Raw genomic sequence first — 13,770 nt, 5'->3', positions numbered from 1 at the left:
TCGTCGTCTCCGTCTCGTCGTCCGCGTCTCGCCGGCCGCGTCTCGTAGCCTGCGGCAGAAAGAATTACTGGGGCGGGTTGCCGTGCTTGCGGGACGGCAGGTCCGCGTGCTTGTTGCGCAGCATCGCCAGCGAGGCGATGAGTACCGAGCGGGTCTCGGCGGGGTCGATCACGTCGTCGACGAGCCCGCGCTCGGCGGCGTAGTAGGGGTGCATCAGCTCGGCCTTGTACTCCTTGACCATGCGCGCCCGCATCGCCTCCGGGTCCTGGGCCTCCGCGATCTGCTTGCGGAAGATGACGTTCGCCGCACCCTCCGCGCCCATCACCGCGATCTCGTTCGTCGGCCAGGCATAGGTGAGGTCCGCGCCGATGGACTGCGAGTCCATGACGATGTACGCACCGCCGTACGCCTTGCGCAGGATCAGCGAGATCCGCGGGACCGTCGCGTTGCAGTACGCGTACAGCAGCTTCGCGCCGTGCCGGATGATCCCGCCGTGCTCCTGGTCCACACCCGGCAGGAAGCCCGGGACGTCGAGCAGCGTCACGATGGGGATATTGAAAGCATCGCACATCTGGACGAACCGGGCAGCTTTTTCACTGGCTTCGATGTCCAGGACACCCGCGAGGGACTGCGGTTGGTTGGCGACGATGCCGACGACCTGGCCGTCGAGGCGGGCCAGGGCGCACAGGATGTTGGTGGCCCAGCGCTCGTGGATCTCCAGGTAGTCGCCGTCGTCGACGAGCTCCTCGATGACCTTGCGCATGTCGTACGGGCGGTTGCCGTCCGCCGGGACGAGGTCGAGCAGCACGTCGCCGCGCCGGTCGGCCGGGTCCTCGGAGGCGACCGTCGGCGGGTTCTCGCGGTTGTTGGAGGGGAGCATCGAGATGAGGTAGCGGACCTCGGCGATGCAGGTCTCCTCGTCGTCGTACGCGAAGTGCGCGACACCCGAGGTCTCCGCGTGCACATCGGCGCCGCCGAGGCCGTTCTGGGTGATCTCCTCACCAGTCACCGCACGGACCACGTCCGGACCGGTGATGAACATCTGCGAGGTCTCACGGACCATGAACACGAAATCCGTCAGCGCCGGGCTGTACGCCGCACCGCCCGCGCACGGGCCGAGCATCACACTGATCTGCGGGATCACACCCGAAGCACGCGTATTGCGCTGGAAAATGCCGCCGTACCCGGCAAGAGCGCTGACGCCCTCTTGGATACGGGCACCCGCACCGTCGTTCAGCGACACCAGCGGCGCACCCGCCGAAATCGCCATGTCCATGATCTTGTGGATCTTCGTGGCATGCGCCTCACCCAGCGCACCCCCGAAGATCCGGAAATCGTGCGCGTACACGAAGACCGTCCGGCCCTCGACCGTGCCCCACCCGGTGATCACACCGTCGGTGTACGGCTTCTTGCTCTCCAGCCCGAAACCGGTCGCCCGGTGCCGGCGCAGCTGCTCGACCTCCTTGAAAGAGTCCGGGTCGAGCAGCAGCCCGATGCGCTCGCGGGCAGTCAGCTTGCCCTTGGCGTGCTGTGCCTCGGTCGCCCGCTCGCTCGGGCCGCGGACGGCCTGCTCACGCAGCGCGTGCAGCTCGGCCACCCGGCCGCGGGAGTCGGTGGGCTCACCCGGAGCACCCGGAGTATCCAAAACGGTCATGTGTCGACCCTACGAAGAACACCAAGAAAACGGTCCGTCGACTCTGCACAGTCTCCGGACCGTATCCCTGTGGGGGCCGAACAGAACCATGCCCGGATACGGAGGAAATCCCTGTTCGGCGAGGGCCACCGTTGTAAAGAGCTCACAAAGGCCGCCAATGTGGCACGCCGCACACTCCGTGGGGCCGGGCCCCTACAAGGGCCCCTTGGGGCCCGTCCGGCTCAGCCGCCGCACCGGAAGCGTGCGCCGCCCCAGTCCGCGTGGTCGTTCCCGGGTCCGTCGCCGCCGTCCCCGGTCACCAGGTCGACGTACTTGGCACCCGTCACGTCGGCGGTCAGCGACCATCCGGCGTCGGCCCCCTTGAGCACCGGGGACTTCACCTTCTCCGTCCCGTCCGCGAGGACACTGAACTGGACGCTGCCCCGGCTGCTCTGTACGTCGTCCAGGCCGACCGAAGCGGTGAAGGCGGTGCACTTGCCGCCCAGGTAGTAGCGGATCGTGCCGGGCGACGCGGTGCCGAGGCCCTTGGCGTGGACGGTGCCGTTGAGGGTGAGCGGCTTGCCGTCGCCGGGTGCGGTCTCCCCGTTCGACATGTCCTTCTCGGCGGGGCCCCAGCCGTTCTCCATGGACGTCCAGTCGAGGTCGCTGGCGTACGCGTCCTTGGTGGGCGGCGGCGGGAGGGTGCGGACGCTCGCGGTGGCGGCGAGCTTGCGGACCGCTGCGCCCGAGGTGTACGCGGCGGCCGAACTCAGTTCGTATGCCTGGTACTTGGCGTCCACGGGCGGGGTGACACGCCAGCTGCCCGTGACCTTGGCGCCGGGGGCGACCGCCGGGAAGGCGACGGGTCCTGCGGGCTCGGCCTGCCAGCCCGCGGGGAGGCCGAGGGTGAGGGCGACGTCGGTGGCGGGGGTCGTCTCGTAGTTGGTGAAGGTGGCGGCGACCTCGTGCTTCTGGCCCGGCTCGAAGGCGCCGGCGGCCGGGGTCAGGGCGAGGTTGCCGCAGGCGGCGCGCTCGGGGGCCTCACCCAGGTCGGTGACGGTGAAGTCGTCGAGCACGAAGTCGGCGCCCTCGGGTGCCCCGTCCTTCTTCGTCAGTCCCACCCAGGTGTCGCCGCAGCCCGCGGTGACGGTTTCGGTGAGGCGGGCGGTGGTGCGCTGTTCGGCGATCGGGGTGCTGCGGGTCTCGATGGACGCGGGTTTGCCGTCGGCGCCGATCCGGTCGTACCCGGTGACCCACTCGTAGGCCCCGGCGTGGCTCGACTGGTGGTCGAACTCGATCTTGTACCGGTGGCCGTCCTTCATGGGGACGGTCCACGGGGCGGTGCGGTAGACGAGCCCGTCGTTCTCCTCGTGGGACTTCAGCGACTCCTTGCCGCCGAGGACGTCGTCGATGCGCTTGCCGTTCCAGCCGGCCTGGGTGTACGGGGCGTTCTTCTGGGAGACGTGGGTGCGGGGGTCGGTGTCGCCGCCCGCGTTGCCCTTGAGGAAGGGGCCCCAGCCCTGGTCGACGTCCTCGAAGTCGTCGTGGACGAGGGCGCCGGGCCTGGTGGTGGGGGCGTTGGCGACCAGTCGTACGTCGTCGATGCGGACGCGTACGTCCGAAGTGGCCTTCGCCGCCTGGAAGTTGAGCGTCGTCGTGCCGCCGGGCGGGGCGGTGAAGTTGACCTTGGCGCGCTGGAAGTACGTGCCGTGCCAGTCGTTGGCGGCGGTCTGCTCCTTGGCGGTGGACCGTTCGACGGCGACCTCCTTGCCGCCGATGGTCATCGTCGTACGCCTGGAGGAGCCGGGCTGCACCTCGACCCAGGCGGACGCGGTGTACCGCAGGCCCTCCTTGAGGCCGGTGACGCGCTGCGAGAGGGAGGCGGCGGCGGTGCCGGAGAGGGCGGCGCTGTTGCGGCCCTGGCTGTCGGTGTCACGGACGGCCTTGCCTGTCGTACGCCAGTCGCGGAGCTTGGCGTCGTTGAAGCCGGGGTCGGCGACCTTGCCGCCCTCGCCCCAGTTCGCGTCGCGTGCGGCGGGGGTGCGGGCGGCCGGGTACAGCACGTACGGCTGGCCGGCGGTCGCCCGGAGGGTGACCTTTCCGTCCTTGACCGGGACGGTGGCGGTCTTCACCCGGCCGTTGTCGGTGAGCTTGCTGACGGTGAGGGATCCGGCGTTCCTGAACTGTGCCGGGACGGTCCACGTGGTCGTCCCCCCGGCCTTGTTGTAGTGGTAGAGCTTCTTGCCGCCGTCCCAGGGGAGGAGGTAGTTCTCCCCGTCGAGGACCTTCGCGTCACCCACGTAGAAGGCGCGCTTGCCGTTCTCGACGGCGCCGCGCACTCCCCCGGTGAAGTCGATGCGGTCCTTCTCCCAGTGCTGGATCTTCTGGTGCTGGAGGAACTTGGCGGGCAGGTTGCGCTGCCAGATGTTGGCGGAGAAGGCGTTCCAGTCGCTCTCGCCCGTCCAGCCCTCGAACTCCTCGATGGCGCTCTGGCCGAGGATCGGGTGGTCGTTCCAGATGTCCTTCTCGCCGTTGCGGATGAAGCGGATGATCTGGGAGTTCAGGCCCTTGTTGGTTTTGCCGCCGTAGTCGAGGTCGTTGGCCCAGTGCGACCAGAGCGAGGCGTGCTCGAACTTCTCCGCCCACTCGGTGGCGACGTTCCAGCCCTGCTTCTGCACCGCCTGCATCGTCTTGTCGGCGATCCAGCCGTGCGTGTAGTAGACGTCGATGTAGAGCAGGCTGAGGTTGCGGTCGGTCTCGTCCCTCAACTGCTGGAACCTGCGCGCCAGATCACCGCTGTTGATGTCGCGGCGCTGGTCGATGTAGTAGCTCTGATTGAGCCAGTTCCAGCCGGGCTTCGTCTTGTCGACGAGCTTCTCGTCGAAGGCCTTCGCCTCGGGGTACGACTCGGTGGCGTTGACGTGCACGCCGAAGGTCGCACCCCACTTCTTGCCGTCCCTCAGCAGCTTGTTGAGGTCGGTGAGCCCGCCGGCGCGCTTGTTGTAGTTGCCGCCGTAGTCGGGGTGCGCGGAGTCGTGCCCCTCGGACCCGTACCCCTTGAGCACGGCGAGCTGGCCGAGCCCGTCGGTCGCCTGCGAGACGCGCTTGACGTCGTCGAGGGTGCGGAGGAAGGGGTGGGTGGCCTGGCTGGCGAAGTTGAACGGGATGTGGGTGACGACCCGGTCCGGGGTCTCCTTCGACCCGGGCGCCTCGATCCCGATGGACCGGAAGGCGACGGCCCCGTCCTGCCAGTCGACCTTCTTGTCACCGTTCGCGTCGGGTGTCACGACGACCTTCGCCCACGGCAGGTCCTTGCCGCTCTCGGGCTTGGCGGCCCCTTCGCCGCGGTAGGTCCACTGCCCGGACCACAGCCCGACCCGGACGCTGCCGTCCTCCCCCTGGGTCGCCCGGTGCCAGAGGCGTGCGCCGTCCTTGGCGCTGGCGCCGCTCGGCTTGTCGTACGAGGAGTTGGACTCGACGGCGGCGGCGAGGGAGCCGGTGTTCACGATGCCGTACGAGGCGCCGACGGGGGCCGCGTCGGCGGGGGTCGCACCGGTGACCTTCCCGAAGACGTCGGCCGTCCGCGTCGAGTCGGGGTCGAGCCGGGTGAACGCGGTCTCGGCACCCGCCTCGCCGCTGCCCACGGACACGAGGTCGTGCCCCGGTATGTCGATGGTCCCGACGCGGAACGCCTCGGTGTCCCGTACCGCCGTGACCCTGAAGGTGGTGGCCCGGCCGCTGACCGACAGACTCGCGTCGATCTCGACACCGGGCAGGCCGGGCACGAGAAGGGTGTACGACGCGGAGGCGGCCTGCACCCGGGGCGCGGCCTTGACCTGCACCGGGTGGGCGGTGCCGTTCAGCACGATCGAGGTGACCGGCTTCGTACTGCCCAGGATCTGGGCCCCTCCGGTGCGATCGGTGTACGAGAGGACCCGGGGGAAGTCGCCCGCGACGGCGACGGACAGCTGGGCGGAGCGGATGACGGCGGCGTCGGCGAGGGCTGCCGGAGTCGGTGCGGCGACTCCCGGCAGGGCCGGTCCGGCCAGGGCGAATACGACGGACGAGGCGGCGGCGACCCCGCACGCCACTCGGAATCTTGGCGACATGGGGCCTGAGTAAGCCCGCCCCCACGGGCCCCGTCAACGGAATCGGACCCCTCGGTCCCCGGCAGTCCAACAACCCCCGCCCGGAAGTCCAAGCGGAGCGCGGTGGGCCGAACGGCTGAATCCCGGCGACTACCCGACCGTAAAGGTTGAATGTTGAACATCATCGCGCTACGGTCGTTCACAGGAAGCTCATTGAAGCTTCAACCAAATAAACTCCCCGCCCCCAGGAGGAACGCCATGGGTCTCTTCGGCCGCCGCAACGACAACGACACCACCGACCACACCACCCCCACCGCCGTGGACCCGGCCCTGGCCGCCCTGACCGGCGAGTACACGATCGACCCGAGCCACAGCAGCATCGGCTTCACGGTCCGCCACGCCATGGTGACGAACGTGCGCGGCTCCTTCCCCGACCACGAGGGCACCCTCAAGCTCGACGGCTCGGACCCGGCCGCCTCCGAGGCCTTCCTCACCATCCGCGTGGCCAGCATCGACACGGGCGCCGAGGACCGCGACAACCACCTCCGCAGCGCGGACTTCTTCGACGTGGAGGCCTTCCCCGAGATGACCTTCCGCTCGACGAAGGCGGAGCTGCGCGGCGGCGACGACTACCGGATCACCGGCGACCTGACGATCAAGGGCGTGACGCGTCCGCTCTCCATCGACCTGGAGTTCAACGGTGCGGCCACCGACCCCTTCGGCAACGAGCGCGTCGGCTTCGAGGGTTCGACGACGATCCTGCGCTCGGAGTGGGGCCTGACGTGGAACGCGGCGCTGGAGACGGGCGGCGTCCTCGTCAGCGACAAGGTCAAGCTGAACTTCGACATCTCCGCGATCAAGAAGAGCGCCTGAGCGGCGGGCGGGGCGGCGCCTGCGTCGAGGTGGCCGGGACGGCCTGAGCGGACAGGCGCGTACAGAAAGCGCGTGCAAAAAGCGCGTGCAGAAAGTGCGACACCCACAAGGGAATGTCGCACTTTCTGCGCTCACCGCATGGACGGCTGTGCACACCGGGGTCCACTCGACGGGCTCAGGGCATTTCCACGCCCTCGCCCGGCCAACGACGACCCCCGCACCTCTCACATTTTCTGCCGGGCTCAGCCCTCGGCGGAGCGGCGCCGGCGTGCGGCGATGAGCATGCCCGCACCACCGGCGAGCGCGACCGCTGCGCCGCCTGCGGCCCACGGCAGCGTGGAACCGGCGCCGGTCGAGGCGAGATCGCCGGAGGCGGAAGCCGAGACGTTCTTGGCCGCGTCGGCCTCCGGCCGGCCACCCTTGTCGGCGGTGGCGGTGCCGGTGCCCTTGTCCGTGGTGCCGGCGCCCGTGCCCTTGTCGGCTTCCTTGGAAGCGTCGGACCCGGCCGTGCCCTTGCCATCGGCAGTGCCGGTGCCGGTGCCACTACCGGTTCCGGTACCCGTGCCCTGGTCGGTCTCCTTGGAGACGTCCGGACGGGGCTTGCCGTTGTCCTTGTCCTTCGCGGCGGCGGCCTCGTCCTTCTTGCGGGCCTCGTACTGGCCCTTGTCGAGGAACGCCTGGACGTCCTCGGGCGTACCCATGAGCGCCTTCTTGCCCGCCTCCCGCACGGCAGGACCACCGACGCTCATGGCCTGGCCGACCAGCACCCGGTTGTCGGTGATGCGGGCCTCGTACTGGCCCTTGTCGAGGAACGCCTGGACGTCCTCGGGCGTGCCCTTGAGCGCCTTCTTGGCGGCCTCCTTCACACCCGGGCCGCCCTTGCCGTAGATCCGGGTCGCCAGCACCCGGTTGTCGGTGATGCGGGCCTGGAACTGGCCCTCTTCCAGGAACTTCCGCACGGCGGCCGGGCCGCCGTCGAGCGCCGCGCTCGCGGCCTCCTTGAGCCCCGGACCCGCGTCCTTGGCGCCCATCAGCCGCGCGACCTCGACCCGGTCGTCCTCCTCCTGCTGCCCGGGGGTCTTCGACCCGGTGTCGGACGCGGCGGCGGCAGGTGCCCCGGCACCGGCGGCGTACGCCGGCGAGGCGAAGAGAACGGCCGGTGCGATGGCTGCGGACACGACGAGCGTCGATATGCGCCTGAACTTCATGTGGTTCCCCGAGTTACCTGAAAAGCGAGCAATGGTCGCCCACATGGTAAGTCGATCTTCACTGGCCCTTTACATGGGCCCCTCAGAAGCCGCCGCCACCGAAGTCCCCGCCGCCACCGCCGAAGTCCCCGCCGCCACCGAAGTCGCCGCCCCCTCCGAAGTCGCCTCCGCCGAAGCCCGACGAGTCGAAGTCCGAGCCCGAGACGTCGCCGCCGTCGTAGCCCGCACCGGCGGAGTCGAAGCCGGTGCCCGCGCCGTACTCCGACGCGTAGGCGGGCGAGGCGAGCATGGAGCCGAGCATGGTGCCCATCAGGAGGCCGGGGAGCATTCCGCCGCCGAAGTAGCCGCCCGCCCAGGGGCCGTAGGCGGGGCCCGCGTCGTAGTAGGGGCGGCGGCCGTCGGCCGTGTCGACCGTACGGACGGCGGGATCCTGGCCGTCGGCGATGCGGGTCGCGTCGGCCGCGCAGACCGGGACCTCGCGGGCCGCGCCGCCGGGCGGGGTCCAGGTCGCGTCGGCGACCGAGGGCCCGTGGCGGGGGTCGAAGAAGCACGGCGAGCGGCGCTCGGGGACCGGGGCGCCGGTGCGGCGGGCGTCCAGGACGGCGAGCGAGTAGCGGCCGTCTTCGAGGGCTTCCGTCACACCTCGTACGTCATTGGGCCGGTGCACCGCCGCCATGCGGGACTTGGCGGTCTCGTAGAGGTCGAGCGCATGCTCGTAGTCCTTGCGCATCTCGTCCGTGGCACCCGGCTCGGAGGGCCGGAAGTCCAGGCGGTCGAGCTCTTCGCCGTACGCGGTGATGTCCTCGTCGACCACGACCGTCAGCTTGCGGAGGGATGCGAGGCGCTCCTCCTCCTTGCGCTTGCGGCTGCGGCGTACGACGACGTAGCTTCCGGCGCCCGCCACGACCGCCACCGCGCCGATCCCGGCGAGCACGCCGACGGAAGTGCTGCCGCCGCCCGAGCCGCCGTCCCAGGACGCCGGGGCGCTGCCCTTGATCTGCGGGAGCGCCTGGTCGACGAAGGTGTTGAGCTGGGTGGCTGCGTCCAGGCCCGCCGGGGTCTTGGCCGCCGAGACGAGGTTGCGGACCGAGGCGCGGGGCAGCGCGCGCGGGTCGGCGCCCGCCTCGAAGCCGTCGCCGAGGCGGACCGCGTACACACCGGTGACGCCCGTCGCGTTGCGCAGGTTGCCGCGTACGGACGTCGGCGGGAACTCGGGGCTCTGCGGCAGGACCGCCACGAAGAGGGGCTTGTCCGCGTCCTTTATCTTCTTGGCCAGGGCGTCCTGGTCGGCCTGGGAGAGCTGGCTCCTGGCCGCCGGGGCGACGTACACCGGGCTCTTCTTCAGGGCGTCGCCCGCCTCGGTCGTGCCGGAGGCCGCTGCCGCCACCGAGGCGAACGGGAGCAGCAGCAGAAGCGTCGACCCGACGAGGGCCGATATGAACGAAAACGGCCTGGTCCTCATGTATTCGACGCTACCCGAAGTATTCGAACATGCACGAGTTGCGCGGGGTCACGGTTTCTCACCCCGGGGTGAGAGAGGCCTCGGTGGCGAACTGGGTCGCCGCCAGTTCCGCGTACAGACCGTCGGTGCGGACGAGCTCGTCGTGGGTGCCCGTCGCGCGGACCCGGCCCGCTTCCATGACGACGATGCGGTCCGCCCGTACGACCGTGGACAGGCGGTGGGCGATGACCAGGACCGTGGTGTCGCGGCTGAGCTCGACGATGACCTCGCGCAGGCGTTCCTCGTTGACGGCGTCCAGCTGGGAGGTGACTTCGTCGAGGAGGAGCAGGCTCGGTCTGCGGAGCAGGGCGCGGGCGAGGGCGATGCGCTGACGTTCGCCGCCGGAGAGCAGGACGCCCCGGTGGCCGACCTGGGTGTCGAGGCCGTCGGGGAGGCGGCCGACCAGGTCGTCGAGGCGGGTGCGGGTGAGCACGTGGGCGAGTTCGGCGGGGGTGGCGGCGGGGGCTGCCAGGAGGAGGTTGTCGCGGAGCGTGCCGGCGAGGACGGGGGCGTCCTGTTCCACGTAGGCGAGGGCGGACCGGAGTTCCGCGAGCGGCCAGTCGCGGATGTCGCGGCCGCCGACGGTGAGGGTGCCGGAGCTGTGGGTGTAGAAGCGTTCCAGGAGGGCGAAGACGGTGGTCTTGCCCGCACCGGACGGGCCGACGAGCGCGGTGAGGCCCGCGGGCGGGGCGGTGAAGGTGACGCCGTGGTGGGCCGGGGAGCGCGCGTCGTCGTAGGCGAAGGTCACGTCGGTGAACTGGACGGAGAGGGGCGGGAGTCGGTCCCCCTCCGGAGGGGCCTTCGCGGGCCGCTCCCCCGGCAGTGATTCGATCTCGTCGATGCGGCGGACCGCCGCAAGCCCGGTGCTGAGGCCGGTCCAGCCGTCGGTGAGCTGCCCGAGCGGGCCCATCAGCCCGAAGACGTACAGCAGGAAGGCGATGAGGGCGGAGACCTCCATCGCGCCGGAGACGACGCGTGCGCCGCCGATCCCCAGGACCGCGAGGAAGGCCAGCTGGGTGGCGAGGAACATCGCGATCTCGGAGGCCGAGGTCCAGCGGGCGACCGTGACGCCCCGGTCGTGGGCGGTTTTCGCCGCGTCGCCGATCGCGGCGGCCTCCCGGTCCTCGATGCCGCCGGCCTTGACCGTACGAAAGGCCTGCAGCGAGCGGTCGAGAAGCGAGCCCATCGCCCCGACGGCCTCCTGCGCCTGGAGCTGGGCGCGCTGGATGCGCGGCATGAGCAGTGCGAGTACGCCGACGGAGACGAGCAGGACGAGGACGGTGACGCCGAGGAGGAGCAGGTCCACGACGGCCATCAGGACGACCGTCCCGATCAGCATCAGGACGCCGCTCGCGGCTTCGACGACGCTGCGGGAGAGGACGGTGTGCAGGAGGGTTGTGTCGCTGGTGGCGCGGGCGAGCAGGTCGCCGGGGGTCAGCCGGTCGACGGAGGCGACCTTGAGACGCAGCGTGCGGCCGACGAGGCGGCGCCTGGCCCGCAGGACGACGGCTTCGCCGGTGCGGGCCATCACGTAGCGGCCGCCCGCGGCGAGCAGTGCGCCGATGATCACGACGGCGCCGAGCGCGACGAGCGGGCCGGTGGTGGGGCGTCCGCTGCCGAAGGCGTCGACGGCGTACTTCGCCGTCATCGGCATGACGAGTCCCGCCGCGGACCCGACGAGGGAGAGCAGGGCGCCGCACAGGAGCAGCTTCCAGTGGGGGCGGGTGCGGGACCAAAGGAGCTTCAGCGGAAGGGAGTTCAGGGGCTTCAGGGAGTTCAGGGGGTTCCGGGGGTTCCGGGGGTTCCGGGGGTTCCGGGGGTTCCGGGGGTTCAGGGAGTTCGTCCCCTCAGCTGCCACCTGCGGTCACCTTCATCAGCGGGCGGAAGTCGTGCACGTCCTCGCCGACGGTCCGGCCGCCCGCCGCCACCCACGCGTGCGGCTGGAACGGCGGGGCGTCACGGACGCCCGCGTGCCAGTCGGGGAAGGTGCCCGACATGCGGCAGGCCAGCGAGATCGCGATCGAGCGGGGCAGGCAGCCGTACCAGCCCGCGCATGTGCGGCTGGTGGCGACGACCGCCCGGTACGTCTGAAGGGTCTGGTCGTACGAGGCCGGGCGTGCGCCCCGGCCGAGCAGGGTCAGCACCTGGCGCAGCCGGCCCGGCTTGAGCCTGGCCAGAAGGAGCGCTGCCGCGACGGCGGTGCGGAGCTTGAGGCCGCCGGGGCCCGCGCCGCGCCGGGGCATGGTCATCTCGGTGGTCATCGGGGGCCGCCGGCCCGGGTGACGATCTTCGCCTCGATGAGCCGGCCGGTGAGCTCCGCGACGTCCGCCTCCGCCACGGCGCGCTCCACGTCGTACTCGGCGAGGAGCTGTTCGACGGCGTCGGAAGGGGATCTCCCCTCGGAGATCGCGGTCACGACGAGGGTGCCGCACTCGTTCAACTGCCAGTAGGTGCCGTCCTTTTCGTCGAGCAGGACGCTGCCGTACTCGGTGGTGGTGACGGCTATGCCCTTGCGGAGCCGGAACTGGGGCTGGAGCTGCTGACTCACTGGTTGGCCTCACTGTTCACAGGGGTGTTCGACCAGGCGTCCTGCGCCGTGCGCAGCCACGCCTCGCAGGACACCGTGGCGTCGATGGGGTACTGCTGGAGCACCGGTGAGAACGGGTCGTCGGCGAGCCGCCGGAGCTGCCCGGCGTCGATGAGGCCGCGTTCGGCAAGCAGCGACCCGGTCCACAAGTCCCGTATTTCCGGGGCGTGTTCGCGCAGCCCCTGGACGTCGTCGGCGGACATGTCGTCCTTCGTCGTACGGGCGAGGAGGTGCGCGGGGACCACGTCGCGCATCGCCTCGACGAGAAGCGGTTTGTAGCGCCAGGGGACGACCCGGTCCTCGACCCGTACGGCCAGGACGGCCTCGATCACCCGGTCGTCGAAGAGGGGCGCCGCGACGGGCAGTCCGAGTCCTGCGCCCAGGTCCTCCATGGACTGGAAGTAGCGGGCGCCGAGGCGGACGGTGTCGATGTCCATGTGGCGGCCGGGGCGCGGCGCGATGGGCCGCGCACTCTGTGCCGCCCTGCGGAACTCCTCGCGGATCAGCTCCTTCGCCCGCTCCGTGAGCCAGGGCCGCATGGCCTGCCGCATCCCCCAGGAGACCTGCGGGGTGCGGGCGTCGGCGGTCGCGGCGGCGACGAGCGAGGTGGCGAGCCACTTCCCGAAGGCCGGCGGGAAGAGCATGCCGCGCAGGGTGGGCAGCAGTGGCCAGCCGGACTGGTGGCGCAGGGCGCTCATCCGGTTCCAGGCCTTGAGGGGCTTGGCGGGGAGGAGGTCCTGGCAGGCGGAGGCGAGCCCGTTGAAGAGTTCGTCGCCGCCGTAGCCGGTGAGGTGGTACTCGGAGCCGGTGTCGGCTGCGCGTCCGAGGAGCATGGCGGCGCGGGCGCGGGCGGGGGCGACGGGGAAGGGTTCGTCGAGGAGTTCGCCGCCCGTGCCCGCGAGGTCGGCATAGAAGAGGGGCGCGTCCTCGGCGGGGACGATCCGGTGCTCGATCTTGCGCGAGCCGCCTTCGGCCTCCGCAGCCTCCCGGGCCGCCAACACCCCTCTTTCCGCCCAGAGTTGGTCCTCGGAGCGGTCGTCGCGGGCGGCCACGGTGAGCAGGGTGACATCCTGCGCACCGGCCTGCTGGGCGAGGAAGGTGACGGTGGTGGAGTCCATGCCGCCGGAGAGTTCGCCGCTGACCCGGGTGCGTCCGTGCAGGTGCGCGGCGACGGATGCGGCGAGCGCGGCGGCCACCAGGGGGGCGCCCTGGGCCGCGGTGAGCCGGGGTTCGGGTGGCAGCCACCAGCGCCGTACGGAGTGCGTACGCCCCCCGTCGCGGAGCAGCAGCGCGTACGCCGGGTCGATTTCGCGGACGCCCTGCCAGAGCGGCCGTTCCCGCAGCGGGTGCGGTACGAAGTCCAGGAGGCGCAGCGCGAGGGCGCCGTCGTCGAGGTCGGCGCCGATGAGGTGGGCGAGGGCGGCGGGCCGGTCGGAAGCGACGCGTCCGCCTGTGTGCTCGGTGTGGTAGACCCGGCGGTGGCCGGAGGCGGTGCCCCGCACACACGTCTCGTCCCCCATGCGGGAGACGACATGGCTGAGTCCCGGCAGTGCGGTGAGACGCCGGTGCAGGTCGGGGGTGTCGCAGGCCGGGCCGAGTACGGCGTCCAGGGTCGCGGCGGGGATCTTGTTCGGGCCGATCAGGACGAGGGCGTCGTCGCCCCGCGTGACCTGGACCAGGTTCCGTACGAGAAGCCGGGCGAGGATCCAGGGCCGGCCGGAGGGATGGAAAAGGGTCTCGAAGGCGTCGGGCGCATCGGGGGAATCCGGCGCCGCCGAGCGAAGGTGCCCGGCCGCCGCCTCGCCTTCGGCGGTGTCCGGAAGGACCACGAAGAAGTCACGCAGGTGCAGGTGACCGGGCATCTTCATCACTCAGTTCCC

Annotated in this window: 9 protein-coding genes; 1 reads left to right on the top strand and 8 read right to left on the bottom strand. The window is 70.9% G+C overall.

All coding sequences use genetic code 11. The annotated features are described in order from the left end of the window. Window positions 1–64 precede the first annotated feature (64 nt). Window positions 65–1,654, bottom strand: coding sequence for an acyl-CoA carboxylase subunit beta (locus tag AB0D18_RS13215; protein WP_362416148.1), 1,590 nt, complete (start codon window positions 1,652–1,654; stop codon window positions 65–67). A gap of 221 nt (window positions 1,655–1,875) precedes the next feature. Next, a complete protein-coding gene (locus AB0D18_RS13210) occupies window positions 1,876–5,742 on the bottom strand; it encodes an endo-alpha-N-acetylgalactosaminidase family protein (RefSeq protein WP_362416145.1) in 3,867 nt (1,288 codons plus the stop codon). Between the two features lie 237 nt (window positions 5,743–5,979). On the opposite strand from AB0D18_RS13210, the gene AB0D18_RS13205 reads away from it, so the two are divergent. After that, window positions 5,980–6,594: a YceI family protein gene (locus AB0D18_RS13205; protein ID WP_362416142.1), complete on the top strand. Its 615-nt coding sequence runs from the start codon at window positions 5,980–5,982 to the stop codon at window positions 6,592–6,594. Window positions 6,595–6,836: 242 nt separating this feature from the next. On the opposite strand, the gene AB0D18_RS13200 is transcribed toward AB0D18_RS13205, so the two are convergent. The 6 genes from AB0D18_RS13200 to AB0D18_RS13175 all read right to left on the bottom strand — a co-directional run bounded on the left by AB0D18_RS13200 (window position 6,837) and on the right by AB0D18_RS13175 (window position 13,758). Beyond that, a complete protein-coding gene (locus AB0D18_RS13200) occupies window positions 6,837–7,802 on the bottom strand; it encodes an ALF repeat-containing protein (protein ID WP_362416139.1) in 966 nt (321 codons plus the stop codon). An 82-nt stretch (window positions 7,803–7,884) separates the two neighbouring features. Further along, window positions 7,885–9,264: a hypothetical protein gene (locus AB0D18_RS13195; RefSeq protein ID WP_362416136.1), complete on the bottom strand. Its 1,380-nt coding sequence runs from the start codon at window positions 9,262–9,264 to the stop codon at window positions 7,885–7,887. Window positions 9,265–9,322: 58 nt separating this feature from the next. Beyond that, window positions 9,323–11,083, bottom strand: a complete 1,761-nt coding sequence (locus tag AB0D18_RS13190) for an ABC transporter ATP-binding protein (RefSeq protein ID WP_362416702.1) — start codon at window positions 11,081–11,083, stop codon at window positions 9,323–9,325. Window positions 11,084–11,150: 67 nt separating this feature from the next. Next, the gene (locus AB0D18_RS13185; RefSeq protein ID WP_362416133.1) at window positions 11,151–11,564 is read right to left on the bottom strand and encodes a lasso peptide biosynthesis B2 protein; all 414 of its coding nucleotides are present in this window, start codon (window positions 11,562–11,564) and stop codon (window positions 11,151–11,153) included. Further along, complete coding sequence (locus tag AB0D18_RS13180; RefSeq protein ID WP_362416130.1) at window positions 11,561–11,851, bottom strand: lasso peptide biosynthesis PqqD family chaperone; 291 nt, start codon at window positions 11,849–11,851, stop codon at window positions 11,561–11,563. The genes AB0D18_RS13185 and AB0D18_RS13180 overlap by 4 nt, the downstream gene beginning before the upstream one ends. Continuing rightward, window positions 11,848–13,758 carry an asparagine synthase-related protein gene (locus AB0D18_RS13175; protein WP_362416127.1) on the bottom strand — a complete coding sequence of 637 codons (1,911 nt, stop codon included), beginning with the start codon at window positions 13,756–13,758 and terminating at the stop codon, window positions 11,848–11,850. The genes AB0D18_RS13180 and AB0D18_RS13175 overlap by 4 nt, the downstream gene beginning before the upstream one ends. Between the last annotated feature and the right edge of the window lie 12 nt (window positions 13,759–13,770).

Source organism: Streptomyces sp. NPDC048442 (genome assembly GCF_040651475.1).
Lineage (GTDB): Bacteria > Actinomycetota > Actinomycetes > Streptomycetales > Streptomycetaceae > Streptomyces.
The sequence above is the reverse complement of the archived record's forward strand: the minus strand, read 5'-3'. Positions and strand labels throughout refer to the sequence as shown.